Raw genomic sequence first — 25,774 nt, 5'->3', positions numbered from 1 at the left:
GTGATCCGCCGGACGGGCCCCGGCCGCTACTGCTGGACGAGAGGCGTCAGCTTCTGGCCCTGGGCCGGGATGCTCGGCGCCTCTCGTGTCTCCAGGCCGAAGCTGGTGAAGGCGGTGCGGCGGGGCAGGGGGAAGACGTCCTTGCCCGTGACGGCGTTGAGGATGGTGGCGCTGCGCCAGGCGGCGAGGCCGAGGTCGGGGGCGCCGACGCCGTGGGTGTGCTTCTCGGCGTTCTGGACGTGGACGGCGCCGGTGACCGAGGGGTCGAGGACGAGGCGGTAGCGCTCGTCGACGCGGGGGCGGCCGGCGGAGTCGTGGCGGAGGTAGGGGTCGAGGCCGGCGAGCATGCGGTCGACGGGGCGTTCGCGGTAGCCGGTGGCGAGGACGACGGCGTCGGTGGTGAGGCGGGAGCGGGTGCCCTGCTGGAGGTGTTCGAGGTGCAGCTCGACCTGGGTGGTGGCGACGCGGCCGGCGGTGCGGACCCGGACGCCGGGGGTGAGGACGGCGTCGGGCCAGCCGCCGTGGAGGGTTCTGCGGTACAGCTCGTCGTGGATGGCGGCGATGGTGTCGGTGTCGATGCCCTTGTGGAGCTGCCATTGCCGGGGGACGAGTTCGCCGCGTACGTGCTCGGGCAGGGCGTGGAAGTAGCGGGTGTAGTCCGGGGTGAAGTGTTCGAGGCCGAGTTTGGAGTACTCCATCGGCGCGAAGGCCTCGGTGCGGGCGAGCCAGTGGATCTTCTCGGCGCCGGTGGGGCGGGCGCGGAGCAGGTCGAGGAAGATCTCGGCTCCCGACTGGCCGGATCCGATGACGGTGACGTGCCCGGCGGCGAGGAGGGTGTCCCGGTGGGTGAGGTAGTCGGCGGAGTGGAAGACGGGGACGCCGGGTGCCTCGGCGAGCGGCTTGAGCGGTTCGGGGACGTACGGTTCGGTGCCGACGCCGAGGACGACGTTGCGGGTGTAGGCGCGGCCGAGGGCCTCGGCCTCGCCGTCGGGGTCGATCTGGGTGAAGTCGACCTCGAAGAGGCGGCGTTCGGGGTTCCAGCGGACCGAGTCGACCTGGTGGCCGAAGTGGAGTCCGGGGAGGCGCTCGCTGACCCAGCGGCAGTAGGCGTCGTATTCGGCGCGGTGGATGTGGAACTTCTCGGCGAAGTAGAAGGGGAAGAGGCGTTCGCGGGCCTTGAGGTACTGGAGGAAGGTCCAGGGGCTCGCGGGGTCGGCGAGGGTCACCAGGTCGGCGAGGAAGGGGACCTGGAGGGTGGCGCCCTCGATGAGGAGGCCGGGGTGCCAGTGGAAGGCGGGCTTCTGCTCGTAGAAGGCGGTGGCGAGGCCGCCGGGGATGCCGTGGGCGAGGGCGGCGAGGGAGAGGTTGAAGGGGCCGATGCCGACGCCCACGAGGTCGTGGGGCCGGTCGGGGTCGTCCTGGGGGGTGCTGCCGGTCATCGGGGGGTGCTGCCTTCCACGAGGGTGATGAGCTGGGCCAGGTCGCCGGAGGTGGCGTGGGGGTTGAGCAGGGTGGCTTTGAGCCAGAGGCGGCCGTCGGCCTGGGCGCGGCCGAGGACGGCGTGGCCCCGGGTGAGGAGGGTGCGGCGGACGGCGGCGACGGTGTCGTCGTCGGGGGCCGGGGGTGCGCCGGGGGCGCCGCCGTCGCCGGTGGGTCGGAAGAGGACGGTGGTGAGGGTGGGGCGGGCGCGCAGGTCGAGTCCGGGGGCCTTCTCGACGAGGTCGGCGAGTTCCTGGGCGCGTTCCATGCAGGCGTCGACGAGGGCGCCGAGGCCGGTGCGGCCGAGGGCGCGGAGGGTGACGGCGGTCTTGAGGATGTCGGGTCGCCGGGTGGTGCGCAGGGAGCGGCCGAGGAGGTCGGGGAGGCCGGCTTCGGTGTCGTCGTCGGCGTTGAGGTAGGCGGCGGTGTGTCCGAGTGAGGCGAGGTCGGCCGGGTCGCGTACGGCGAGGAGTCCGGCGGCGGCGGGCTGCCAGCCGAGTTTGTGCAGGTCGACGGTGACGGTGCGGGCGCGGTGCAGGCCGTCGAGGAGGGGGCGGTGGATGCGGCTGAAGAGGACGGGGCCTCCGTAGGCGGCGTCGACGTGGAGGTCGGTGCCGTGGGCCTCGCACCGGTCGGCGAGGGCGGGGAGGGGGTCGATGAGGCCTTCGTCGGTGGTGCCGGCGGTGGCGGCGACGAGGAGGGGGCCGGGGTGGGTGGTGAGTGCCTCGTGGAGTGCGGCGGGGTCGAGGGTGCCGCGGGGGGTGGGGAGGACGACCGGCTCGGGGAGGCCGAGCAGCCAGGCGGCGCGGCGGAAGGAGTGGTGGGCGTTGGCGCCGACGACGGTGCGGACGGTGGGGCCGAGACGTTCCCTGGCGAGGAGCAGGGCGAGTTGGTTGGACTCGGTGCCGCCGGTGGTGACGAGGGCGTCGGGGTGCGGGGCGTCCGGGTAGACCTCGGCGGCGAGGGCGGCGGTGACCAGGGCTTCGAGGGTGGAGGCGGCGGGGGCCTGGTCCCAGGAGTCCATGGAGGGGTTGAGGGCGGAGGCCGCGAGGTCGGCGGCGGCGGCGAGGGCGAGGGGCGGGGTGTGGAGGTGGGCGGCGCAGAGGGGGTGGGCGGGGTCGGCGGCGCCTTCGGCGAGGGTGCGGACGAGGGTGCGGAGCGCCTCGTGGGGGCCGTGGCCGGTCTCGGGGAGCGGGTCTCCGAGGGCTGTGCGGACCTGGTGTGCCACGGTTTCGGGGCCGCCGGCGGGCAGGGGGCCGCCGCGGACGGCGGCGCCTTCGCGGAGGGCGTCGAGGGTGGTGCCGAGGAGGCGGCTCAGGGCGGTGGGATCGGCGGCGAGGGGCGGGGGTGCGGCACACATGGACGACAGGGTGCCGGGGGTGGTCGGGGTGTGTCCGGGGAGTCGTGGGTTGTGACCCGAACGGGGGACGGCGCCCTGGTGTGCGGGGCGCCGTCCGTGGGATGTGCGGGGGCCGGGTGGGGGCGGTGGGGTCAGCCCTGGCGGACCGCGAGGGCGCGGCGGAGGTCGTCGAGTTGGTCGACGAGCTTGCGGTGGAGGGCGGGGATCATGTCGTCGGCCGCGAGGTGCCGTTCGCCGAGGGTGAGGGAGTCCTGGTCGACGGCGTGGGAGGGGAAGGCGTAGCGGCCCGCGGCTTCGGCCATGGCGGCGCCGCGGCGGGCGCCGAGGGCGGTGGCGGCGGGGTAGAAGCGGGGGACGTACGCGCGGACGAGTTCGGCCTGCTCGGGCTGCCAGAAGCCCTGGGCGGTGGCGGTGAAGAGATAGTTGGACAGGTCGTCGGTGTCGAAGAGGGCGGACCAGGCGGCCGCCTTCGCCTCCGGCGTGGGGAGTCCGGCGCGGCAGCGGGCGGCGCCCTCCTGGCCGGTGGCGCTCGGGTCCCGCTCCAGTTCGGCCGCGATCGTCGGCTCGTCGGTGGCGCCGAGGACGGCGAGGCGGGCCAGGATGCGCCAGCGGAGCTCCGGGTCGAGTTCGGGGCCGCCGTGGACGGTGCCCTCGTCCAGCCAGGAGGCGATCTGGTCGGGGGTGGTCGCGCTGTCGATGAGGGCGCGGACGGCGGTGAGGCGGAGGCCGGGCGCCTCGCCGTCCTCGGTGCGGCGCAGCAGGGCGCGGGCGATCTGCCGGATGGTGGAGAGGGCGGCGGGGCGCTCCTCCTCGGTGACGTACCGGTCGGCGATCTGGGTGCGGGCGAAGCCGAGGACGCCCTGGACGAGGGCGAGTTCGGTCTCGTCGGTGAGGTGGGCGAGGGCGACGGCGAGGTAGTCGGCGGGGGCGAGGTCGCCGTCGCGGACCATGTCGCGCAGGGCGTTCCAGATCACGGCGCGGGTGAGGGCGTCGGGGATGCGGGAGAGGCCGCGGAGGGCGGATTCCGCGGACGCCTCGTCGAAGCGGAGCTTGGCGTAGGTGAGGTCCTGGTCGTTGAGGACGACGAGGGCGGGGCGGGGGCCGGTGAGTTCGGCGGGTTCGGTCTGGGGGACGTCGAGTTCGCGGCGTTCGCGGAGGACGAGGTCGCCGGAGGGGTCGCGGTCGTAGAGGCCGGCGGCGACGCGGTGGGGGCGGCTGCCGTCGCGGTCGACGGTGAGCCTCCAGTGGAGGCCCTCGCCGGTGAGGGCGGGGGTGAGGGTGTCGACGCCGGTGGTGCGGAGCCACTGCTCGGCCCAGGCGTGGACGTCGCGGTCGGTGGCGGCGGCGAGGTTGTCGATGAAGTCGGCGAGGGTGGCGTTGCCGAACTTGTGGCGCTTGAAGTGGATGTTGATGCCGGCGAGGAAGTCCTTCTCGCCGAGCCAGGTGACGAGCTGGCGGAGGGCGGAGGCGCCCTTGGCGTAGGAGATGCCGTCGAAGTTGAGGAGGGCGGAGGCGGTGTCGGGGACGGCCTCGGGGTCGGGGGCGACGGGGTGGGTGGAGGGGCGCTGGTCGGCCTCGTAGCCCCAGGCCTTCCGGGTGACGCCGAAGTCGACCCAGGTGTCGGGGAAGAGGTCGGAGCAGGCCTCGTTCACGGTCTGGTAGCCCATGTACTCGGCGAAGGACTCGTTGAGCCAGATGTCGTCCCACCAGCGGAGGGTGACGAGGTCGCCGAACCACATGTGGGCCATCTCGTGGGCGATGACCATGGCGCGGGTCTGCCGCTCGGTGACGGTGACGGCGGAGCGGAAGACGAACTCGTCGCGGAAGGTGACGAGGCCGGGGTTCTCCATGGCGCCGGCGTTGAACTCGGGGACGAAGGCCTGGTCGTAGGAGTCGAAGGGGTACGGCTCGTCGAACTTCTCGTGGAAGCGGTCGTAGCAGGCCTTGGTGACGGCGAGGATCTCGTCGGCGTCGGCGTCGAGGTGGGGGGCGAGCGAGCGGCGGCAGTGGATGCCGAAGGGGAGGCCGGCGTGCTCGGTGCGGACGGAGTGCCAGGGGCCGGCGGCGACGCACACGAAGTAGGTGGAGAGCGGCGGGGTGGCGGCGGATCGCCAGCGGCCGTCGGGCTCCTGCCGCGTGATGCCGTTGGCCAGGACGGTCCAGCCCTCGGGGGCGGTGACGGTCAGCTCGAAGACGGCCTTGAGGTCGGGCTGGTCGAAGGCGGCGAAGACGCGCTGGACGTCTTCCATGAAGAGCTGGGTGTAGACGTAGGACTCGCCGTCGCTGGGGTCGGCGAAGCGGTGCATGCCCTCGCCGGTGCGGGAGTAGCGCATGGTCGTACTGATCCGCAGGACGTGCTCGCCCTCGCCGAGGTGCAGCGGGAGGCGGTTGCCGTCGAGGCCGGCGACGTCGAGGGGCTCGTCGTCCAGGTGGGCGGAGTGCAGGGTTTCGGGCTTCAGCTCGACGAAGGTGTCCCCGGCGGCGCGGGCGGTGAACCGGATGAGGCTGGTGGACTCGAAGGTCTCGTCGCCGGTGGTGAGGTCGAGGTCCACGCTGTAGTGCTGGACGTCGAGGAGCTGGGCACGGGTCTGCGCTTCGTCGCGCGTCAGTACGGACATGGCCCTATGCTGCCCGATGCTCTCGGCGTCGGGCAGGGGTGGTGGGGCGCGGACCTGTTCGGGGTGCGTTACCGGCGGTTCTCCCGGCCGTTCTCAGGCGCGTCCCGAGCCGTTCAGGTGGGCGAAGGCGGCGGTGATGCGGGGGCGGTCGTAGCCGGCGGGGCCCGCGGCGCCGTCGGAGAGCAGGGCGTGGAGCAGGATCCGGGCCTTGGCGGGGTCGAGGGGCCCGGCGGGGACGAGTCCGTGGTGGAGCAGGTCGTGTTCGGAGCCGGGGCCGCGGTAGGTGTCGGTGAGGGTCGGGCCGGCTCCGGTGCGGGAGGCGAGGACGACCGGGATGCGGCGGGCGAGCGCGGCGAGGGGTTCGACGAGCCAGGCGGGGGCGTGTCCGGCGCCGAAGGCGGCGACGACGAGGCCCTGGAAGCGGTGGTCGACGGCGTCGAGGAGTTCGCCGCGGTCGCCCTGGGAGAGGGTGATCAGGGCGACCCGTACGTCGGGGTCGAGGGTGAGCGGGTGGGCCGCGGCGGGGGCGGCGGGGCGGAACAGGACGCGGGGTTCGCCCTCGACGACGTGGCCGAGGGGGCCGGCGCCGGGTGAGGCGAAGGTGGCGACCGAGGTGGTGTGGGTCTTGCGGGCGTGGCGGGCGGCGTGGATCTCGTCGGCGAGGACGACGAGGACGCCGAGGTCGCGGCAGGCCGGGTCGGCGGCGACGGCGAGGGCGGCGGCGAGGTTGGCGGGGCCGTCGGCGCCGGGCAGGTCGGGTCGGCGCATGGCGCCGGTGACGACGATCGGCTGCTCGGTGGTGCAGAGCAGGTCGAGGAGGAAGGCGGTCTCCTCCAGGGTGTCGGTGCCCTGGACGACGACGGCGCCGGAGCCGGCGGCGACGGTGGTGCGGATCTCGGCGGCGAGGGCCGCGAGGTCGGCGTGGGTGAGGGTGGAGCTGGGGACGCGGCGGAAGTCGTTGAGGACGATGTCGTGGTCGCCGCCGAGTGCGGCGAGGACTTCCCGGCCGCTCATCCGGGCCGCGTCACCGCCTCGCGCGGAGATGGTCCCTCCGAGGGTGAAGACCGTGACGCGGGCCATCAGCGTGCTCCGTCCGCGATCGTCTCGTGGTGGCGGATGACCTCGGCGATGATGAAGTTGAGGAGTTTCTCCGCGAAGGCCGGGTCCAGTCTGGCGCTGCCGGCGAGTTCCCGCAGCCGGGCGATCTGCCGGGCCTCTCGGGCGGGGTCGGCGGGCGGCAGCTGGTGCCGGGCCTTGAGGACGCCGACCTGCTGGGTGCACTTGAAGCGTTCGGCGAGCATGTGGACGACCGCCGCGTCGATGTTGTCGATGCTCTCCCGCAGCCGGGTCAGTTCGGCCTGGACGGACTCGTCGGGCCGGGCCGGGGCCTGGGGCGGGGTGGGCGTCTGGGGGCGCGGGGACTCACTCATGATCTGCGAGCTTAGACGGATCTCGGGAGGATCGTCGGGGGGTGTTCGGGATCCGGAACGGTGGTGCTCCAGCCGCCGTGGACCGATCGGCCCTGCTGTTCGCGGAAGCGGATGGGAGCGGTGCCGACGCGGCGGGTGAACAGCCGGGAGAAGTAGGCGGGGTCGTCGTAGCCGACGCGGCGGGCGACGGCGGCGACGGGGAGTTCGGTGGCCGCGAGGAGTTCCTTGGCGCGGCCGAGGCGGACGGTGAGCAGGTAGTCCTTGGGGCTGCAGCCGGCGGCGCGGCGGACCGCGGTGCGCAGTTCGGCGGCGGTCATGCCGTGCCGGGTGGCGTGTTCGGCGACGGAGTAGGGCTGGAAGGCGTCCCGGGCGAGGGCGGCGAGGACGGGGTCGCCGTCGGCGTTCGTGTCGGCGCGGGCGCGGCGGAGCGCGACGAGGAGTTCGTGGACGCAGGCGCCGGTCTCGACCTCCAGGAGGGGGTTGCCGGGGCGGGCGGCGCGGGCGATGCGGCTGATGGCGTCGCGGGCGGGGGCGGCGTCGGAGAGGGGGACGACGGGCCGGTCGGGTTCGATGTAGCCGAGCTCGGTGTAGGTGGCGGTGGCGGGGCCGGTGAAGTCGACGAAGGCCTCGTCCCAGCCGGTGCCGGGGTCGGCGCCGTAGTGGTGGGGGGTGCCGGGGGTGAGCCAGAGCAGGGCGGGGGCGGTGACGGTGGTGCGGCGGCCGTCGGGGCCGCGGTACCAGCCGCTGCCGGCGGAGACGACGACGGCCACGTGGTGGTCGAGGGTGCGGGGGCCGACGGTGGGGAGGGTGCCGTGCTGGAGTCCGACGCCGAGGCAGACGAGGCCGAGCCGGTGGTGGACGGGGCTGGGCGTGAAGTAGCGCATCCAGGTGTGGTACATGCGGTGGTGCCCCTCCCTGGCCCGTCCGGTGGGTCGGGACCGGGCGGGCTGTAACGTCCAAACTGCGCCGATCTTTGTCCATGGACCGCTTCGCCGCCAGAGGGCGAGGGTGAGGCCATGAGCACGTTCGCTGTGGGTGACGAGGACTTTCTGCTCGACGGTCGGCCGGTGCGCCTCCTGTCGGGGGCGCTGCACTACTTCCGGGTGCACGAGGGGCAGTGGGAGCACCGGCTGGGGATGCTGCGTGCGATGGGCCTCGACTGCGTCGAGACGTACGTCCCGTGGAATCTGCACGAGCCGGAGCCGGGGCGGTACGCGGACGCGGACGCCCTGGGCCGGTTCCTGGACGCGGTGGCGCGGGCGGGGATGCGGGCGATCGTGCGCCCGGGGCCGTACATCTGCGCCGAGTGGGAGAACGGCGGGCTGCCGCACTGGCTGACGGGGCCGCTGGGGCGGCGGGTGCGGACGCTCGACCCGGCGTTCCTCGGGCCGGTGGAGGCGTGGTTCCGGCGGTTGCTGCCGCAGGTGGTGGAGCGGCAGATCGACCGGGGTGGTCCGGTGGTGCTGGTGCAGGTGGAGAACGAGTACGGCAGTTACGGCAGCGACCGGGGCTATCTGGAGTGGCTGGCGGAGCTGTTGCGCGGGTGCGGGGTGAGCGTTCCGCTGTTCACCTCGGACGGTCCCGAGGACCACATGCTGACGGGCGGCTCGGTGCCGGGGGTGCTCGCGACGGCGAACTTCGGGTCGGGGGCGCGGGAGGGGTTCGCGACGCTGCGGCGCCACCGGCCGGCGGGGCCGTTGATGTGCATGGAGTTCTGGTGCGGCTGGTTCGACCACTGGGGCACGGAGCACGCGGTGCGGGCGGCGGGGGACGCGGCGGAGGCGCTGCGGGAGATCCTGGAGTGCGGGGCGTCGGTGAATGTGTACATGGCGCACGGGGGGACGAACTTCGGCGGCTGGGCGGGCGCGAACCGCGCCGGTGAGCTGCACGACGGGCCGCTGAGGGCGACGGTGACCTCGTACGACTACGACGCGCCGGTGGACGAGGCGGGGCGGCCGACGGAGAAGTTCTGGCGTTTCCGCGAGGTGCTCGGGGCGTTCGCGGAGGGGCCGCTGCCGGAGGTGCCGGAGCCTCCGGCGCGGCTCGCCGGCCGGGTCTCCGGGGTGTTCGACGGGTGGGCTCCGCTGGAGGGGGTCCTGGAGGTGCTCGGCGGGGAGGAGCGGGTGACGCCGGTGCCGCCGACCTTCGAGGAGCTGGGGGTGGACCGGGGCCTGGTCCGCTACCGGGTGGGCGTGCCGGGGCCCCGGCAGCCGTATCCGCTGGGGGTGACGGGGCTGCGGGACCGGGCGGTGGTGTACGTCGACGGGGTGGCGGCCGGGGTCCTGGACTCCGTGGACGGCGAGGACGTGGCGCTCGCGGTGCCGGTGGGCGGGGCGGCGGCGGTCGATCTGTGGGTGGAGTCGCTGGGCCGGGTGAACTACGGGCCGCGGCTCGCGGAGTCGAAGGGGATCACCGGGGGCGTACGGCACGAGCGGCAGTATCTGCACGGCTTCCGGTCGCGGGGGCTGCGGCTGGACGCGTTCGAGGCGGCGGCCGTGGACAAGGTGCGGTTCGAGCCGGTGGTGGACCGGAGCGGTCCGGGGCTGCACCGGGGGACGCTGGAGGTGTCCGGGGCGGGAGACGCGTGGCTGCGGCTGCCGGGCGGGACCCGGGGGTTCGTGTGGGTGAACGGCTTCTGTCTCGGCCGGTACTGGTCGGCCGGGCCGCAGGAGGCGCTGTTCGTGCCGGGCCCGGTGCTGCGGGAGGGGACGAACGAGGTGTGGGCGCTGGAGCTGGAGGGGGACGCGGGGACGGGGCCCGTGCTGGACCCGGTCTGAGTGCGGCGTGAGGCAGGCGTGGCGTTGAGGCGACGGCCCGGGCACGACCCGGTGGTGGCGGTGGTGGTGGTGTCGGCGCCGATGCCGGTGGCGACGGCCCGGCGGTGCCGGTGCCGGTGGCGATGGCACGGCGGTGGCGGTGGCGGTGGCACGGCGGTGCCGGTACCGGTGGCGACGGCCCGGCGGTGCCGGTGGTGGTGGCGACGGCCCGGCGGTGCCGGTGGTGGTGGCACGGCGGTACCGGTGGCGACGGCACGGCGGTACCGGTGGCGGTGGGACGGCGGTGGCGATGGCCCGGCGGCGCCGACGGCTTGCGGGCGGCGGGGCGGGCGTCTGCCTGTCGGTGCCGTGTCCGTACCGGCGTGGCGGTGCCCCGGAGCCGAGGCCGCTCCGGGGCACCTGTCGCGTGCGGTCGCTACAGCGTGGCGGCCGCGGACTTGATCGCGGCGGCGAAGGTCGAGACCTCCGTGTAGACGCCGGGGTAGTTGGGCCGGGCGCAGCCCTGGCCCCAGCTCACGATGCCGACCTGGATCCAGGCTCCGCCGTTGTCCTTGCGGAACATGGGGCCGCCGGAGTCGCCCTGGCAGGTGTCGACGCCGCCCTGGGTGTAGCCGGCACAGATCTCCTCGGCGGGGATGAGGTCGCTTCCGTAGGAGTTCCTGCAGGAGGCGTCGGAGACGAAGGGCACGTTCGCCTTGAGCAGGTAGCGCTGCTGCGCACCGCCCTCGCGGGCGGCGCCCCAGCCGGCCACGGTGAAGGTGCCGCTGTTGTACGCGGTGGTCTCGGCGATCTTCAGGGTGGGCAGCGAGGTGATCGGGCTGGCGAGCTTGATCAGCGCCCAGTCCTTGCCGGACCCGTTGTAGCCGGGGGCCTGGTAGACCTTGGTGGACTTGACCTTGATCGCGCTGCTGCTCTGCAGGTCCACGACACCGGCGGTGGCGGTGATGCTGGTGTTGTTGCCCGAGCCGCTGACGCAGTGGGCCGCGGTGAGGACGACCTGCGGGGTGATCAGCGAACCGCCGCAGCCCATGGACAGCCGGACCATCCAGGGGAACTCGCCCTGGGCGGCGCGGGTGCCTCCGACGACGGGGGCGGGGGCGGCGGAGGCGGTGGTGGGCTGGAGGCTGACGGCCGCCAGGACGACGGCGCCGGCCGCGGCGAGCTTCTGGAGGGCACGGACCATTCTGTTCTGCATCACGTGTCTGCCTTCTCTCATGGGGGGTTGCCTCGACCGGCGATGACATGCGCCCGTCAAGTCATGTCCGGAGTATGGACAACTCTCAACTGCCCCCACAAGGAAGCCTTTTCGGCCACTCGGCGCCTGAACCGTAAAATGAGCGGAAGGGGGTCCCGTATGCCGAACCGTCAGGAGGGCGACCGCGTCGCCCACGGATTTCCGCACCGCGCCGGCATCGGCGCCTCGCTCACGGCGCTCTACCGGCGCCTCTCCCCCGACGGCGTGCACCGCTATCCGGCGAGCGTCCCGCCCTCCGACGTGGCCCTCGGCGACGAGGAGGACCTGCACCTCGGCACCCAGCGGGTGGCCCGCGCCCTGGTCCGGCACCTGCGGCTGCCCGAGGCCCGGCTCGTGGTGAGCTTCCGGCCGATGGAGCACGCCGCCGCCGTCGAACTCACCGCGGGGCCCGAGTACTTCGTGGAGCTCAACGACCGCTTCCGGACCCGCCGCCGGGACATCGGGGCGGCCCTCGCCCACGAGATCACCCACGTCCTGCTGCACCGGCTCGGCCTCGGCTTCCCCGGGACCGCGGAGAACGAGGTCCTCACCGACGTCGTCACCACGTACCTCGGCGCCGGATGGCTGCTGCTCGACGCCTACCGCCGGGACGGCGTGGAGAGCCAGAAGCTCGGCTACCTGACCCCGGAGGAGTTCGGCTACGTCCTCGCCAAGCGCGCCGAGGTGTTCGGCGAGGACCCGTCACCGTGGTTCACCAGCGCGGTGGCGTACGAGGCCTGGATCCGCGGCCGGGCCGAGGCCGACCGGGAGCGCTCCGCGCCGCCCCTCGCCGGCGCCGGCTGGGCCGAGCGCCGCCGGTACGGCTGGGAGCGGCGCCGGGGCCGGGCGGGCGAGGGCGCCCCCTACGCCTTCCTGGGCGGGGCGCCCGCGACCGGCGTCTCGTTCCTCTGCCCGGTCTGCCGGCAGCGCCTGCGCATCCCGGCGGGCCGGAGCCTCCGGGCCCGGTGCGGGGTCTGCCGGACCGTACTGGACTGCGCGGGCTAGGGGGTGTCGTCGCGGGGCAGAGGGGAGTTGGACGACGGGCCCCGGAAGGGCCCGGAAGGCGCCCCGCGGACCAGGCTCTTGTGGAAGTGGACGTCCTCGGCGCCGCCGGGGATGCCGAGCACCCGGCCCGTCTCCACGTAGCCGTGGCGGCGGTAGAAGTCCGGCGCCTGGAAGGTGAACGAGGACACGGTGGCCCGGTCGCAGCCGCGCCGCCGGGCCTCCTCCTCGGCGGCGCGCAGGAGCCGGCTCCCCCACCCGTCCTTCCGGCTGTCCTCGCGGACCCACAGCATGTCGATCCCGAACAGGCCGCTCCAGGTCCAGCCCGTGAGTCCGCCGATGAGCGCGCCGTCCTCGTCGACGGCCTTCACGGAGAGCTCGCCCTGGTCCTCCGGCGTGGTGTTCGTGGCCGCGAAGTTGAAGGCGTCGAGGCCCTGTTCGAGGGCCTTGGCGAGTGCGGCGTCCCCGTCGCCGACGCTGAGCGTCGCGCGGTCCTGACCGTGATCGTGATCGTGCGTCATGCGGTCCGATTCTGGCACAGGCGTACGAGCACGGCGGCGCGGTCCTAAGCGGGCACGACGCGCGGAGGGGAGCCCCCGCGGGGCCGGGCGGGGGCACGGGCGGGCGGCGGGCCGGAAACGATTTGCGCCAGGAGTGGACGGCGGGTCAGGGTCGGGCCATGAGCACGCTGTTCGACGCCATCCGCCACGGGGACGAGGACGGGACCGTACGGGCCCTGCGGGACGGGGCCGACCCCGAGGGCAGGCAGGACGGGGAGTCCGCCCTGTACCGGGCGGCCCTCGGCAACGAGGCCGGAATCGTACGGGTGCTGCTGGCCGCGGGGGCGGATCCCGGGCGGGGCAGCGGCGAGGAGGACGGCGACCTGCCGCTGTGCGGGGCGGCCGTCGGCGGGCACACCGAGGTGGTGCGCGCCCTGCTCTCGGCTGGTGCCGCGCCCGACCAGGAGGAGGCGTACGGCTTCACCGCCCTCGCCTGGGCCCTGCGGCTCGGGCACGCCGACACCACCCGTGTGCTGCTGGAGTACGGGGCCGACCCCGACCGGCGCGGGCCCGACGGGGTCCTGCCGCTGGTGGCCGCCGCCCGGCGCGGCTCCACCGGCTGCGTACGGGCCCTCCTCGACCACGGGGCGGACGCCCGGGAGGCCGCGCTGCGCGAGGCCCGGCGCTGGATCGGCGTCGACATGGCGGCCGAGCTGCGGCGCGGACTCGTCGCGGGGAACGAGGGCGGCGAGACGTACGAGGCGGTCGTGCGCCGGGTCCGCGAGGACGGCGGGGTGACGGTGGTCGTCGAGCTGCTGCGCGAGGACGGGGCGCCCGGCAGCGGCAACGACCGGCAGACCGGGCACGCGGCGATCGCCACGCTCGTCGAGGCCTCCCTGGGGCTCCGCACCCCGCACGAGGAGCTCGCGGCGCGGGCGCTGCGCTGCGGCGATCCGGAGCTGGACGACTGGACGACCGCGGTGGCCGAACTCGGCGGCCGGGCCGACGAGGAGACGTTCGCGGCGGCGGCCGCGTGGTGCGCCTACCGCGACCCGCTGCGCCGGGCGCTCGGCGCGGCGGTGCTCGGTGCGCTGCCCGGCTTCGCGCCGAGCGCGGTCCCGGTGCTGCGCCGGCTCGCGGCGGAGCTGACGGGCGCGGCGGGTGCCGCGGGGCGCCCGCGGGTGCCGTCCCCGCGCGAGCCGGTCCTGTCGGTGGTGTCGGCCCTCGGGGTGTGCGCCGACCCGGCCGCCGTGCCCGAACTCCTCGCCGTGGCGGGCCATCCCGACGCTGCCGTCCGGCGGGCGGTCGCGGGGGCCCTCGCGGGGATCGTGCCCGCCGGGCACCCGGAGGCGCTCGGGGTGCTGCTGGGGCTGAGCCGGGACGGGGACCCGCGGGTGCGGGACTGGGCGACGCTCGCGCTGGCCGAGCTGCCCGACGACACCCCCCTCGTACGGGAGGGGCTCGCCGAGCGGCTCGGCGACACCGATCCGGAGACGGCGGCGGAGGCCGCGCGCGGGCTGGCGATCCGCCAGGACCCGCGCGCCGTGGACGCGCTGGCCTCCGCCCTGGCGGACGGCGACCCGGAGGGCGCGGCGCGGGAGACGGCGCTCGCCGCCCTGGAGCACGTCCACGACCCGCGGGTCAGGACCCGTCTGGAGTGGACGTCCCCGCGCCGCGGCTGACCCGCGCGGGCGTGCCTCAGCAGTCGTGGTCGACCAGGTCGAAGGACGCGTAGTGGTCGGACGTGTAGTAGTCCTCCCGGATCGCGTCGCCGGTGACGATCCGGCGGGCGCCGCGGGTGGGGGAACCCGGCGTCTCGACCGTGTACTCGTGGTAGTAGCCGGTCGTGCGGGACGGCAGGACGCCCTCCCGGTTCTGGAAGACGGAGCCGTCCTGGCTGTACGGGAACGGACCGCCCTCCTCGATCAGCCGGAGGGTCGTGTGCGCCTCGGCCGGGAGGGCGGAGGAGCAGATCTCCCCGACGGCCGCGGGAGCCGCGAACGAGGTCGCGACGAGGGCGGGCGCGGGGGCCGGGGCGACGGCGGTGGCCGGGGCGCCGAGGAGGAGGGAGGAGAGGAGGGCGGCGGCCGCGCCGCCGGCGAGGGTGAATCGAGGGGGGATTCGCATGGCTGAGATCTTGACGCGCGTAGAACCGGCCGGGAAGGCCGATTCCCTTCAATTCGCCGGATGTTGACGCCTCGGTCGCGAACGTGGGGATCCCGTGTGCGCGGGAGTGCGCGGGGGCCGGAGGGGGAACGGGCCCCGGCCCGGGGCGGCGGCTCGGGCGTGCCCCTCCGCGCCCGCTGCGACGCGCCGACGGGGCGGGAGGGCGACGGAGAAGGGCCGGGCTCCCGGAGGAGCCCGGCCCTGGACCGTGCCGCTCCGGGAGGTGCGGGCGGAGTTCCCGGCACCTCCCCGGAGCAGCTGTGCTCCCCGTACGGGAGCGGGTTCCGCTACGCGTCGGACGGCCTCGGCCGGGAGCTCCGCGAACCGCCGCCGGCGCCGCGCGCGCGGCCGGTGCCCGCGGCCTGGCGCCCGCCGCGCCCGGCTCCGGCGCCCGCGGCGGCACCGCGGCCGCCGCCCGTGCCGGAACCGGCGCCCCGGCCGCCGCCGGACGCGCGGCCCGAGGCGGCGGCGGAACCGGCGGTGCGGCCCGCGGAGCCCGACGTACGGCCCGCGGAGCCCGTGGCGCGGCCCGAGGCCGTGCCCGCGGCGGCCGTCCCGCCGGCCGGGGCGGGACGGCGCCGTCGGCCACCGGAGCGGCCCGTGCCGGTCCCGGAGCCGGCCGGCTTGCGCGGCGGGGTCGGCTGCGGGGTCTCGATGACGACGGGGACGCCCGAGGGCTCCCGCGCGCCGGTCAGCTCGGCGAGCTGCTCGTCGCTGGACTTGATCTGCGCCGTGCGGGGACTGATGCCCGCGTGCGACATCAGCCGTCCCATGTCGCGCTTCTGCTCGGGCAGCACCAGGGTGAAGACGCTGCCGGACTCGCCGGCGCGGGCGGTGCGGCCGCCGCGGTGCAGGTAGTCCTTGTGGTCCATCGGCGGATCGACGTTGACGACCATGTCGAGGTCGTCGACGTGGATGCCGCGCGCTGCCACGTTCGTGGCGACGAGGGTGGTGACCTGGCCGCTCTTGAACTGGTCCAGGGTCCGGTTGCGCTGCGGCTGCGAACGGCCGCCGTGCAGGCCGGAGGCCCGTACGCCGTTCGCGAGGAGCCGCTTGACCAGCCGGTCCACCGACCGCTTGGTGTCCAGGAAGAGGATCGTGCGGCCGTCGCGGGCCGCGATCTTCAGCGTGACGGCCTTCTTGTCGGTCTCGTCCATCACGTACAGGACGTGGTGCTCCATCGTCGTGACCGCGCCGGCCGACGGGTCGACGGAGTGGACGACCGGGTCGTCGAGGAACATCTTGACCAGCCGGTCGACGTTCCGGTCGAGGGTGGCCGAGAACAGCAGGCGCTGCCCGCCCGGCTCGACCTGCTTCAGCAGCTTGGTGACCTGGGGCAGGAAGCCCATGTCGGCCATCTGGTCGGCCTCGTCGAGGACGGTGACGGCAACCTGGTCGAGGCGGCAGTCCCCGCGGTCGATGAGGTCGTGGAGGCGGCCGGGGGTGGCGATGAGGATCTCGGCGCCGCGCCGCAGCGCGGACGACTGCCGGCTGATCGACATGCCGCCGACGACGGTGGTGATACGGAGCCGCAGCGCCCCGGCGTACGGGGTGAGCGCGTCGGTCACCTGCTGCGCGAGCTCGCGCGTGGGCACCAGGACGAGCGCGAGCGGCGCGCCCGGCTCGGCGCGGCGGCCGGCCGTACGGGCCAGGATCGCGAGTCCGAAGGCGAGGGTCTTGCCGGAGCCGGTGCGGCCCCGGCCGAGCACGTCGCGGCCGGCCAGCGAGTTCGGGAGGGTCGCGGCCTGGATCGGGAACGGCTCCGTGACGCCCTGCTCACCCAGGGTCCGCAGCAGGCCCTCGGGCATGTCGAGGTCGGCGAAGGCGGCCACCGCGGGCAGTGCGGGCGTCACCGTCTCCGGCGGCGTGAACTCGCTGGGCGGCGGGGGCGCGGACGGCCGGCGGCCTCCGCGGGAGCCCTTCGGCTGTGACGTGGACTTCGCCTGGGCGGTGCGGGGGCTGCGCTTGTGGGGGCGTTCGGAGCGGGTCATGCGTGCCTTTCTGGCCGGTGCTCGCGGCACAGCGGGGGCCCGCACCTGCGCGGTGCGGGCCCCGGCTGCTCTACCCGGAACACGCGATACGGGCCCCGGCTGTTTCTCCGGGAACGCGTGGAACGCACCCCGGACGTCTCTACCGGAACAATAGTGCGCTCCGGAACCTTCCCGCCCCTCCCGACCGATGCCCGGACGGATCAGACCTGCCCAGCGGGGTGCGACGTGGGCGACCTCACAGCGGGCGGGCGGCCGCGGCGGGCCTCCGGCGGGTGCCCGAGCCCGGCGGCGTGCGCCGTCAGCGGCGTACGGCGATGCCGTCCAGGACCATGGACAGGTACTGGCGGGCGATCTCCTCGGGGCTGTGCTGCCCGCCGGGCCGGTACCAGGACGCGGCGACCCAGACGGTGTCGCGGACGAACCGGTAGGTCAGGCGGACGTCCAGGTCGGCCCGGAACACGCCGTCGGCGACCCCGCGCTCCAGGGTGCCGAGCCAGGCCTTCTCGAAGCGGCGCTGCGAGTCGGTCAGGTAGTGGAAGCGGGGCTGGTCGGTGAGGTGCCGGGACTCCTTCTGGTAGATGGCGACGGCGGCGCGGTGCCGGTCGATCTCGCGGAAGGACTCGGTGACGAGGGCCTCGATGGTCTCGCGGGGGCCGAGCCGGGCGTCGAGGACGGCGTCGTAGCCCTGCCAGAGTTCGTCGAGGAAGGTGGAGAGGATCTCGTCGAGCATCGACTCCTTGGAGTCGAAGTGGTAGTAGAGGCTGCCGGCGAGCATGCCGGCGGCGTCCGCGATCTTGCGGACGGTGGTGGCGTTGTACCCCTGGGCGGCGAACACCTCGGCCGCCGTGTCGAGGAGTTCACGGCGCCGCTCGGGGCCGCCGCTCACCGTGGTCTTCTTCTTGCTGGGGCTCTGGGGAGTGTTCGGCACGCGTCCATTCTGGCGCCACGGACGCCGGCCGCGGACGGCGACCGCCCCCGCCGTCACGGCGCGGGGCGGGGCGCCCTCAGGCGGAGGCGACGGTCGAGGCCGTGGGGGTGACGGTCGAGGCGGAGGCGGCCCGCTCGGCCGCGCTGCGCTCGACGCAGAACTCGTTGCCCTCCGGGTCGCCCAGGGTCGCCCAGCCCGTGCCGTCCGGGTTCCGGCGGTCGTCGAGGAGGGTCGCGCCGAGACCGAGGAGCCGCTCGACCTCCTCGTCACGGGTGCGGTCCTGCGGCTGGAGGTCGAGGTGGATCCGGTTCTTGACGCCCTTGGCCTCGGGCACCTGGATGAAGAGCAGCCCGGCCCCGGGCGTCTCGACGAGCGCCTCCTCGTCGCCCGGACTGTCCTCGTCGGAGACCTTGGAGTCCAGGACCTTCGCCCAGAAGGTGGCGAGGGCGTAGGCGTCGGCGCAGTCGATGGTCACGTGGCGTACCAGGGAAGTCATGCGCGTCATGATGGCCCACGGCCCCGACGGCGGGCCATCGGATTCCCAGCCGCCCGACCCGGCGTGGCGGGTTCGCCCCGGCGGGACGACGCCCCGCCACCGTGGCGGCTCCCCCGCCTCCCGGAGGATCTGGCTGAAAGACGTCCCCGCCCGGCGCGGCCCGCGTCCGGACGCGCCACGGCGCCCGCCCAGTCGTCCGGTCGGGGACATTCGGGGGGCGCCGTGCTCAGTTCCGCACGTCGTTGTACGGGACGTTCTCGGGGTGATCCGGTCGGATCAGACCATCAGCGAACGGTCCGTCGGACGGATCGGGGCCGGCAGGGAGCTGGCTCCGGTCAGGTAGCGGTCCACGCCCCGGGCGGCCGAGCGGCCCTCGGCGATGGCCCAGACGATGAGCGACTGACCGCGGCCGGCGTCGCCGGCGACGTACACGCCATCGACGTTGGTGGCGAAGTCCGCGTCTCGGGCGATGTTACCCCGTGCGTCGAGGTCCAGACCGAACTGGGCGACCAGGCCGTTCTCCACGTCCGTGCCGGTGAAGCCCATCGCGAGCGTGACCAGCTGGGCGGGAATCGTGCGCTCCGTGCCCGGCTTCTGCGTCAGCTTGCCGTCGACGAACTCGACCTCGATGAGGTGGAGGGACTGGACGTTGCCGTCCTCGTCGCCCTCGAAGTGGGTGGTGGAGACGGAGTAGACCCGCTCGCCGCCCTCCTCGTGCGCGGAGGTGACCTTGTACAGCATGGGGAAGGTCGGCCAGGGCTGCCCGGCGTTCCGCTCCTCGCCCGGCCTGGGCATGATCTCCAGCTGCGTGACCGAGGCCGCGCCCTGGCGGTGGGCCGTGCCGACGCAGTCGGCACCGGTGTCGCCGCCGCCGATGACGACGACGTGCTTGCCCTCGGCGGTGATCGGCGGGGACACGAAGTCGCCCTCGACCACCTTGTTGGCCAGCGGCAGGTACTCCATGGCCTGGTGGATGCCGTTCAGCTCCCGGCCCGGGACGGGCAGGTCGCGGGCGGTGGTGGCGCCGGCGGCGATGACCACGGCGTCGAACCGCTTGCGCAGGTCCGTCGAGGTCAGGTCGCGCCCGATCTCGATGCCGGTGCGGAACTTGGTGCCCTCCGCGCGCATCTGCTCGATGCGGCGGTTGATGTGCCGCTTCTCCATCTTGAACTCGGGGATGCCGTAGCGCAGCAGGCCGCCGATGCGGTCGGCGCGCTCGTACACGACCACGGTGTGGCCGGCCCGGGTCAGCTGCTGGGCGGCGGCGAGACCCGCCGGGCCCGAGCCGATGACGGCGGCGGTCTTGCCGGACAGGCGCTCGGGCACCTGCGGCGTGACGTCGTTGGCGTCCCACGCCTTGTCGATGATGGAGACTTCGACGTTCTTGATGGTCACGGCCGGCTGGTTGATGCCGAGCACGCAGGCCGACTCGCACGGAGCCGGGCACAGGCGGCCGGTGAACTCCGGGAAGTTGTTGGTGGCGTGCAGCCGCTCCGACGCCGCCGCCCAGTCCTCGCGGTAGGCGTAGTCGTTCCACTCGGGGATCAGGTTCCCGAGGGGGCAGCCGTTGTGGCAGAACGGGATGCCGCAGTCCATGCAGCGGCCGGCCTGCTTGCTGATGATCGGCAGCAGGGAGCCGGGGACGTAGACCTCGTTCCAGTCCCTGACGCGCTCGCCCACGGGGCGGGTCTGCGCGACCTCGCGACCGGTGGTCAGGAAGCCCTTGGGGTCAGCCATGGGTCGCCGCCTCCATCATCTTCTCGGTGGTCTCGGCCTCGGAGAGACCGGCGAGCTCAGCGGCGTCCTTGGCGGCGAGCACTGCCTTGTACGTGGTGGGGATGATCTTGCTGAACCGGTCCGCGTTCACGGTCCAGTCGGCGAGGAGCTTCTCGGCGACGGTGGAGCCGGTCTCCTCGTGGTGACGGCGCACGACGTCGTGCAGCCACGCCTTGTCGGTGTCCGACAGGCTCTCGATCGCGCCCAGGTTGCCGGAGTTGACGTTGTCCCGGTCCAGGTCGACGACGTAGGCGACACCGCCCGACATGCCGGCCGCGAAGTTGCGTCCGGTCTCGCCGAGGACGACCGCCGTGCCACCGGTCATGTACTCGCAGCCGTGGTCGCCCACGCCCTCCGAGACGACCAGGGCGCCGGAGTTGCGGACGCAGAAGCGCTCGCCGGTGCGGCCGCGGAGGAACAGCTCGCCGCCGGTGGCGCCGTAGCCGATCGTGTTGCCCGCGATCGTGGAGTACTCCGCCAGGTGGTCGGCGCCCCGGTCGGGGCGGACGATCACGCGGCCGCCGGAGAGGCCCTTGCCGACGTAGTCGTTGGCGTCGCCCTCCAGGCGGAGGGTGACACCGCTCGGCAGGAACGCGCCGAACGACTGGCCCGCGGAGCCGGTGAAGGTGATGTCGACGGTGTCGGCCGGGAGGCCGGCGCCGCCGAAGCGCTTCGTGACCTGGTGGCCGAGCATGGTGCCGACCGTGCGGTTGATGTTGCGGATGGCGACCTGGGCGCGGACCGGCTGGGCCTCCTCGGCGGAGGCGGCGTTCAGGGCCTCGGCGGCGAGCTGGATCAGCTCGTTGTCGAGGGCCTTCTCCAGGCCGTGGTCCTGCTCGATCCGGGCGTGGCGGACCGCGCCCTCGGGCAGCTCCGGCACGTAGAAGAGCGGCTCCAGGTCCAGGCCCTGCGCCTTCCAGTGGGTGACGGCGCGGCTGGTGTCGAGCAGCTCGGCGTGGCCGACGGCCTCCTCGATGCTGCGGAAGCCCAGCTCGGCGAGGAGCTCGCGGACCTCCTCGGCGATGAACTCGAAGAAGTTGACGACGAACTCGGGCTTGCCGGAGAAGCGGTCGCGCAGGACCGGGTTCTGGGTGGCGATGCCGACCGGGCAGGTGTCCAGGTGGCAGACGCGCATCATGACGCAGCCGGAGACGACGAGCGGCGCGGTCGCGAAACCGAACTCCTCGGCGCCGAGCAGCGCGGCGATGACGACGTCGCGGCCGGTCTTGAGCTGGCCGTCGGTCTGGACGACGATCCGGTCGCGCAGGCCGTTGAGCAGCAGCGTCTGCTGGGTCTCGGCGAGGCCGAGCTCCCAGGGGCCGCCCGCGTGCTTGAGCGAGGTGAGCGGCGAGGCGCCCGTGCCGCCGTCGTGGCCGGAGATGAGGACGACGTCCGCGTGGGCCTTGGAGACACCGGCGGCGACCGTGCCGACGCCGACCTCGGAGACCAGCTTCACGTGGATGCGGGCGACCGGGTTGGCGTTCTTGAGGTCGTGGATCAGCTGGGCCAGATCCTCGATGGAGTAGATGTCGTGGTGCGGCGGCGGCGAGATGAGGCCGACGCCGGGCGTCGAGTGACGCGTCTTGGCGACCCACGGGTAGACCTTGTGGCCGGGCAGCTGGCCGCCCTCGCCGGGCTTGGCGCCCTGGGCCATCTTGATCTGGATGTCGTCGGCGTTGACCAGGTACTCGCTGGTGACGCCGAAGCGGCCGGAGGCGACCTGCTTGATCGCGGAGCGGCGCACCGGGTCGTACAGGCGGTCCGGGTCCTCGCCGCCCTCACCGGTGTTGGACTTGGCGCCCAGCCGGTTCATGGCGACGGCGAGGGTCTCGTGGGCCTCGCGGGAGATCGAGCCGTACGACATGGCGCCGGTGGAGAAGCGCTTGACGATCTCGGAGACGGGCTCGACCTCGTCCACCGGGACGGCGGGGCGGTCGGAGGAGAGGCCGAACAGGCCGCGGAGCGTCATGAGGCGCTCGGACTGCTCGTTCACCCGGTCCGTGTACTGCTTGAAGATGTCGTACCGCTTGGTGCGCGTGGCGTGCTGCAGGCGGAAGACGGTCTCCGGGTCGAACAGGTGCGGCTCGCCCTCGCGGCGCCACTGGTACTCACCGCCGATCTCCAGGGCACGGTGGGCCGAGGCGACGCCGGAGACGGGGTACGCCTTGGCGTGGCGGGCGGCGACCTCCTTGGCGACGACGTCGAGGCCGGCGCCGCCGATCTTGGTGGCCGTGCCGTTGAAGTACGTGGCGACGAAGGCCTCGTCGAGGCCGACGGCCTCGAAGACCTGGGCGCCGCGGTAGGAGGCGACGGTGGAGATGCCCATCTTGGACATGACCTTGAGGACGCCCTTGCCGAGGGCGTAGATCAGGTTCCGGATGGCCTGCTCGGCCTCCAGGCCCTCGATGAAGGTGCCGGCGCGGACGAGGTCCTCGACGGACTCCATGGCGAGGTACGGGTTGACCGCGGCGGCGCCGTAGCCGATGAGCAGGGCGACGTGGTGGACCTCGCGGACGTCGCCGGCCTCGACCAGCAGGCCCACCTTGGTGCGCTGCTTGGTGCGGATGAGGTGGTGGTGGACGGCCGCGGTGAGCAGCAGCGAGGGGATCGGCGCGTGCTCGGCGTCGGAGTGCCGGTCGGAGAGCACGATGAGGCGGGCGCCGCCCTCGATGGCGGTGTCGGCCTCGGCGCAGATGGCGTCGAGGCGGGCGGCGAGGGCGTCGCCGCCGCCGGAGACGCGGTAGAGGCCGGAGAGGGTCGCGGCCTTCATGCCGGGCATGTCGCCGTCGGCGTTGATGTGGATGAGCTTGGCCAGCTCGTCGTTGTCGATCACCGGGAAGGGCAGGGTGACGCTGCGACACGTGGAGGCGGTGGGCTCCAGCAGGTTGCTGCCGGGGCCGAGCGAGGAGCGGAGCGAGGTCACGAGCTCTTCGCGGATGGCGTCCAGCGGCGGGTTGGTGACCTGCGCGAACAGCTGGGTGAAGTAGTCGAAGAGCAGCCGCGGCCGGGCGGACAGGGCCGCGATCGGCGAGTCGGTGCCCATGGAGCCGAGGGGCTCGCCGGCGGTGCGGGCCATCGGGGCGAGGATGACGCGGAGTTCTTCCTCGGTGTAGCCGAAGGTCTGCTGGCGGCGGGTGACCGAGGCGTGGGTGTGCACGATGTGCTCGCGCTCGGGGAGGTCGGAGAGCTCGATCTCCCCGGTCTCCAGCCACTCCTCGTAGGGGTTCTCGGCGGCGAGGGCGGCCTTGATCTCGTCGTCCTCGACGATGCGGTGCTCGGCGGTGTCGACGAGGAACATCTTGCCGGGCTGGAGGCGGCCCTTGCGGACGACCCTGGCGGGGTCGATGTCGAGGACGCCGACCTCGGAGGAGAGGACGACGAGGCCCTCGTCGGTGACCCAGTAGCGGCCGGGGCGGAGACCGTTGCGGTCGAGGACCGCGCCGACCTGGACGCCGTCGGTGAAGGTGACGCAGGCCGGGCCGTCCCAGGGCTCCATCATCGTGGAGTGGTACTGGTAGAAGGCGCGGCGGGCCGGGTCCATCGTCTCGTGGTTCTCCCACGCCTCCGGGACCATCATCAGGACCGCGTGGGGCAGGGAGCGGCCGCCGAGGTGGAGCAGCTCCAGGACCTCGTCGAAGGAGGCGGAGTCGGAGGCGTCCGGGGTGCAGATCGGGAAGATCCGGTCCAGCGGGCCCTCACCGAAGGCGGTGGACTCCAGCTGGGCCTCGCGGGCGGTCATCCAGTTCCGGTTGCCCTTGACGGTGTTGATCTCACCGTTGTGGGCGACGAAGCGGTACGGGTGGGCCAGCGGCCAGCTCGGGAAGGTGTTGGTGGAGAACCGGGAGTGGACCAGGGCCACGGCGGTGGCGCAGCGGCGGTCCGAGAGGTCCGGGAAGAAGGGTTCCAGCTGGCCGGTGGTCAGCATGCCCTTGTAGACGAGGGTGCGGGCGGAGAGCGACGGGAAGTACGTCGCCGCCTCGCGCTCGGCGCGCTTGCGCAGGACGAAGGCCTTGCGGTCGAGCGCGATGCCGGTGGCCTCGGCGGCCGCGTCGGCGACGAAGAGCTGGCGGAAGACCGGCATGGTGGAGCGGGCGGAGGCGCCGAGCAGCTCGGGGGCGACGGGGACCTCGCGCCAGCCGAGGACGTTCAGGCCCTCTTCGGCGGCGATCGTCTCGATCTTCGCGGCGGTGTCCTCGGTGCCGTCCTCGGGGAGGAAGGCGATGCCGACGGCGTACGCGCCGGTCTCGGGGAGCGGGAAGCCGGCGACCTCGCGGAGGAAGGCGTCCGGGACCTGGAGCAGGATGCCGGCGCCGTCACCGGAGTCGGGCTCGGAGCCGGTGGCGCCGCGGTGCTCGAGGTTGCGCAGTACGGTCAGCGCCTGCTCGACCAGTGCGTGGCTGGCTACACCGGTGAGGGTGGCCACGAACCCGACACCGCAGGCGTCGTGTTCGTTACGGGGGTCGTACATCCCCTGCGGAGCAGGGCGACCGTCCATGGGCGACCAGGCGTCGGAACGCATCGGCTCTCCCGTCGTCGTCGTGGCTGGGGGCACCTCCCAGACCACGTCTGGGGGAGCTGCTGCCGAGGGACGACGTTGGCCCTCCGCGGAAATTTCGTGCAGGTTACATGATGGCTGGCTTCTCGCGAAGTGGATAGCGCATTCCAACATGCGGACACCACCGGTACGGAGCGGTGGTGTCGGATCACCTGTGGTCTGCGAGGTCAGAGGCCTGTCTCGCGGGGACGGACCGGGACGGTCCGGAGGATCTCCGGGTCGTCGGCGACCCGTCACTGTGTGGGCTTCGTTGCCCAGCGACGCTCATGCCTCATTCCCGTTGGTCACGGGTTCGAAACCGCCGAGTAACCGGCTACATATGTGGCGTCCTGCATAGTGTCTCATCGCCGTGGCGCATCGGGCCAGGGATATACGTCACAGCCGATTCGCCCGGCATCTCCCGCTTTGACGCACCGAAAAGGCCGAGAGGTCCCTTTCGGGCCCTCTCGGCCTGTTTCCGGAGTGCGGAATCCGTACCCCCGCACGGGGAGCGCGGACACCCCGTGCGGGGTGCGCGGCGCCGCTTCCCGGCGTCCGTTCCCGGCCACGCGGGCCGGAAGGCCGCGGTGCGACCCGCGGCCCTCCTCGGGGCCTCCTACAGGGCGGCCCCGAGGAGCATGCCGAGACCGTAGGTGACGGCCGCCGCCGCTCCACCGAGGAAGAGCTGGCGCAGTCCGCTGAAGAGCCAGCCGCGGGCGGTCACCCGGGCTACGAGCGCACCGCAGGCGAAGAGTCCGAGGAGCGCGAGCAGCACGGCCGGCCAGAGCGCGGTCGCCCCGAGCAGGTAGGGCAGCACGGGCAGCAGCGCGCCGAGCGCGAAGGAGCCGAAGGAGGAGACCGCGGCCACCGTCGGCGACGGCAGGTCGTCCGGGTCGATGCCGAGCTCCTCGCGGGCGTGGATCTCCAGCGCCTGCTCGGGGTCCTTCGACAGCTGCATCGCGACCTCGCGGGCGAGTGCCGGCTCGACGCCCCGGGAGACGTAGAGCGCGGCGAGCTCCTCCATCTCGTCGACGGGGTGCTTGCGCAACTGGCGACGTTCGACCTCCAGTTCCGCCTGGACGAGCTCGCGCTGCGAGGCGACGGAGGTGTACTCGCCGGCCGCCATGGAGAAGGCGCCGGCCGCGAGACCGGCGAGGCCGGTGATGACGACCGTCTGGGAGGAGACCGCGCCGCCCGCGACACCGGTCATGAGGGCGAGGTTCGAGACGAGTCCGTCCATCGCGCCGAACACCGCCGGACGCAGCCAACCGCCGTTCACGTCACGGTGCGTGTGGTTGTCGCGGTGGGCCTCGTGCAGTGGCGCCTGCGCTTCGATGATGGACATGACTCTCCCCTCGTTCCGGCGGGCCGGGCTGCTCCCGCCGCTCCCAACACCCTCGAAAATACGCGCGATGTAAGGGGCTCGCCAGCAAGGCAGGCCGTACTTACTAAGGGGTGCCTTGCTGCGTGAACCGGGTTCTGG

17 protein-coding genes and 1 pseudogene are annotated in these 25,774 nt (G+C 73.7%); 3 read left to right on the top strand and 15 right to left on the bottom strand.

Going from position 1 to position 25,774, the window contains the following annotated elements:
- Positions 1-26 precede the first annotated feature (26 nt).
- The 6 genes from ACY0MR_RS27060 to ACY0MR_RS27035 form a co-directional block, all read right to left on the bottom strand.
- The gene (locus ACY0MR_RS27060) at positions 27-1,439 is read right to left on the bottom strand and encodes a lysine N(6)-hydroxylase/L-ornithine N(5)-oxygenase family protein (protein ID WP_388802411.1); all 1,413 of its coding nucleotides are present in this window, start codon (positions 1,437-1,439) and stop codon (positions 27-29) included.
- A complete protein-coding gene (locus tag ACY0MR_RS27055) occupies positions 1,436-2,839 on the bottom strand; it encodes a pyridoxal phosphate-dependent decarboxylase family protein (RefSeq protein ID WP_392862994.1) in 1,404 nt (467 codons plus the stop codon). Before ACY0MR_RS27055 ends, ACY0MR_RS27060 begins: the two co-directional genes overlap by 4 nt.
- A gap of 131 nt (positions 2,840-2,970) precedes the next feature.
- Positions 2,971-5,457, bottom strand: a complete 2,487-nt coding sequence (gene pepN / locus ACY0MR_RS27050; protein WP_473555861.1) for an aminopeptidase N — start codon at positions 5,455-5,457, stop codon at positions 2,971-2,973.
- 93 nt (positions 5,458-5,550) lie between these two features.
- Entirely contained in the window at positions 5,551-6,537 is a 987-nt protein-coding gene (locus ACY0MR_RS27045) for an asparaginase (RefSeq protein ID WP_392862997.1), read from the bottom strand.
- Positions 6,537-6,887: a chorismate mutase gene (locus ACY0MR_RS27040; protein ID WP_361849463.1), complete on the bottom strand. Its 351-nt coding sequence runs from the start codon at positions 6,885-6,887 to the stop codon at positions 6,537-6,539. Before ACY0MR_RS27040 ends, ACY0MR_RS27045 begins: the two co-directional genes overlap by 1 nt.
- 11 nt (positions 6,888-6,898) lie before the next feature.
- Positions 6,899-7,786 (bottom strand): helix-turn-helix domain-containing protein, encoded by an 888-nt coding sequence (locus ACY0MR_RS27035; RefSeq protein ID WP_403316332.1) that lies wholly within the window; start codon positions 7,784-7,786, stop codon positions 6,899-6,901.
- Between the two features lie 117 nt (positions 7,787-7,903).
- On the opposite strand from ACY0MR_RS27035, the gene ACY0MR_RS27030 reads away from it, so the two are divergent.
- Complete coding sequence (locus ACY0MR_RS27030) at positions 7,904-9,664, top strand: glycoside hydrolase family 35 protein (protein WP_473555857.1); 1,761 nt, start codon at positions 7,904-7,906, stop codon at positions 9,662-9,664.
- Positions 9,665-10,079: 415 nt separating this feature from the next.
- On the opposite strand, the gene ACY0MR_RS27025 is transcribed toward ACY0MR_RS27030, so the two are convergent.
- Positions 10,080-10,859 (bottom strand): S1 family peptidase, encoded by a 780-nt coding sequence (locus ACY0MR_RS27025; RefSeq protein WP_404080436.1) that lies wholly within the window; start codon positions 10,857-10,859, stop codon positions 10,080-10,082.
- 159 nt (positions 10,860-11,018) lie between these two features.
- Between ACY0MR_RS27025 and ACY0MR_RS27020 the strand changes: the two genes are divergently transcribed.
- Complete coding sequence (locus tag ACY0MR_RS27020) at positions 11,019-11,903, top strand: hypothetical protein (protein ID WP_361849457.1); 885 nt, start codon at positions 11,019-11,021, stop codon at positions 11,901-11,903.
- Here ACY0MR_RS27020 and ACY0MR_RS27015 read toward each other — a convergent pair.
- On the bottom strand, positions 11,900-12,421 hold the full coding sequence (locus ACY0MR_RS27015; protein ID WP_388802393.1) for a GNAT family N-acetyltransferase: 522 nt from the start codon (positions 12,419-12,421) through the stop codon (positions 11,900-11,902). The genes ACY0MR_RS27020 and ACY0MR_RS27015 overlap by 4 nt on opposite strands.
- A 158-nt stretch (positions 12,422-12,579) precedes the next feature.
- Here ACY0MR_RS27015 and ACY0MR_RS27010 point away from each other — a divergent pair, with 158 nt between their 5' ends.
- A complete protein-coding gene (locus tag ACY0MR_RS27010) occupies positions 12,580-14,082 on the top strand; it encodes an ankyrin repeat domain-containing protein (RefSeq protein ID WP_473555853.1) in 1,503 nt (500 codons plus the stop codon).
- A gap of 16 nt (positions 14,083-14,098) precedes the next feature.
- Here the strand turns inward: ACY0MR_RS27010 and ACY0MR_RS27005 are convergent, their stop codons facing one another.
- The 7 genes and pseudogenes from ACY0MR_RS27005 to ACY0MR_RS26975 form a co-directional block, all read right to left on the bottom strand.
- Positions 14,099-14,527, bottom strand: coding sequence for a guanyl-specific ribonuclease (locus tag ACY0MR_RS27005; protein ID WP_473555851.1), 429 nt, complete (start codon positions 14,525-14,527; stop codon positions 14,099-14,101).
- A 326-nt stretch (positions 14,528-14,853) separates the two neighbouring features.
- Complete coding sequence (locus ACY0MR_RS27000; protein ID WP_392863007.1) at positions 14,854-16,557, bottom strand: DEAD/DEAH box helicase; 1,704 nt, start codon at positions 16,555-16,557, stop codon at positions 14,854-14,856.
- A gap of 298 nt (positions 16,558-16,855) precedes the next feature.
- On the bottom strand, positions 16,856-17,485 hold the full coding sequence (locus tag ACY0MR_RS26995) for a TetR/AcrR family transcriptional regulator (RefSeq protein ID WP_361863374.1): 630 nt from the start codon (positions 17,483-17,485) through the stop codon (positions 16,856-16,858).
- A gap of 79 nt (positions 17,486-17,564) precedes the next feature.
- Positions 17,565-17,981: pseudogene (locus tag ACY0MR_RS26990) on the bottom strand (VOC family protein); the annotation flags it as partial.
- A 276-nt stretch (positions 17,982-18,257) separates the two neighbouring features.
- Positions 18,258-19,718: a glutamate synthase subunit beta gene (locus tag ACY0MR_RS26985; protein ID WP_361859516.1), complete on the bottom strand. Its 1,461-nt coding sequence runs from the start codon at positions 19,716-19,718 to the stop codon at positions 18,258-18,260.
- Complete coding sequence (gltB, locus tag ACY0MR_RS26980; protein WP_404079911.1) at positions 19,711-24,276, bottom strand: glutamate synthase large subunit; 4,566 nt, start codon at positions 24,274-24,276, stop codon at positions 19,711-19,713. Before gltB ends, ACY0MR_RS26985 begins: the two co-directional genes overlap by 8 nt.
- Before the next feature lie 631 nt (positions 24,277-24,907).
- On the bottom strand, positions 24,908-25,636 hold the full coding sequence (locus tag ACY0MR_RS26975; protein WP_361859522.1) for a VIT1/CCC1 transporter family protein: 729 nt from the start codon (positions 25,634-25,636) through the stop codon (positions 24,908-24,910).
- Positions 25,637-25,774 lie beyond the last annotated feature (138 nt).

The organism is Streptomyces sp. JN8 (assembly GCF_055808075.1).
The sequence above is the reverse complement of the archived record's forward strand: the minus strand, read 5'-3'. Positions and strand labels throughout refer to the sequence as shown.

What these genes read in the sequence shown, in the direction of transcription:
- ACY0MR_RS27060 (WP_388802411.1), bottom strand. Translation starts at nt 1,439, where the DNA reads ATGACCGGCAGCACCCCCCAGGACGACCCCGACCGGCCCCACGACCTC.
- ACY0MR_RS27055 (WP_392862994.1), bottom strand. Translation starts at nt 2,839, where the DNA reads ATGTGTGCCGCACCCCCGCCCCTCGCCGCCGATCCCACCGCCCTGAGC.
- pepN (WP_473555861.1), bottom strand. Translation starts at nt 5,457, where the DNA reads ATGTCCGTACTGACGCGCGACGAAGCGCAGACCCGTGCCCAGCTCCTC.
- ACY0MR_RS27045 (WP_392862997.1), bottom strand. Translation starts at nt 6,537, where the DNA reads ATGGCCCGCGTCACGGTCTTCACCCTCGGAGGGACCATCTCCGCGCGA.
- ACY0MR_RS27040 (WP_361849463.1), bottom strand. Translation starts at nt 6,887, where the DNA reads ATGAGTGAGTCCCCGCGCCCCCAGACGCCCACCCCGCCCCAGGCCCCG.
- ACY0MR_RS27035 (WP_403316332.1), bottom strand. Translation starts at nt 7,786, where the DNA reads ATGTACCACACCTGGATGCGCTACTTCACGCCCAGCCCCGTCCACCAC.
- ACY0MR_RS27030 (WP_473555857.1), top strand. Translation starts at nt 7,904, where the DNA reads ATGAGCACGTTCGCTGTGGGTGACGAGGACTTTCTGCTCGACGGTCGG.
- ACY0MR_RS27025 (WP_404080436.1), bottom strand. Translation starts at nt 10,859, where the DNA reads ATGCAGAACAGAATGGTCCGTGCCCTCCAGAAGCTCGCCGCGGCCGGC.
- ACY0MR_RS27020 (WP_361849457.1), top strand. Translation starts at nt 11,019, where the DNA reads ATGCCGAACCGTCAGGAGGGCGACCGCGTCGCCCACGGATTTCCGCAC.
- ACY0MR_RS27015 (WP_388802393.1), bottom strand. Translation starts at nt 12,421, where the DNA reads ATGACGCACGATCACGATCACGGTCAGGACCGCGCGACGCTCAGCGTC.
- ACY0MR_RS27010 (WP_473555853.1), top strand. Translation starts at nt 12,580, where the DNA reads ATGAGCACGCTGTTCGACGCCATCCGCCACGGGGACGAGGACGGGACC.
- ACY0MR_RS27005 (WP_473555851.1), bottom strand. Translation starts at nt 14,527, where the DNA reads ATGCGAATCCCCCCTCGATTCACCCTCGCCGGCGGCGCGGCCGCCGCC.
- ACY0MR_RS27000 (WP_392863007.1), bottom strand. Translation starts at nt 16,557, where the DNA reads ATGACCCGCTCCGAACGCCCCCACAAGCGCAGCCCCCGCACCGCCCAG.
- ACY0MR_RS26985 (WP_361859516.1), bottom strand. Translation starts at nt 19,718, where the DNA reads ATGGCTGACCCCAAGGGCTTCCTGACCACCGGTCGCGAGGTCGCGCAG.
- gltB (WP_404079911.1), bottom strand. Translation starts at nt 24,276, where the DNA reads ATGCGTTCCGACGCCTGGTCGCCCATGGACGGTCGCCCTGCTCCGCAG.
- ACY0MR_RS26975 (WP_361859522.1), bottom strand. Translation starts at nt 25,636, where the DNA reads ATGTCCATCATCGAAGCGCAGGCGCCACTGCACGAGGCCCACCGCGAC.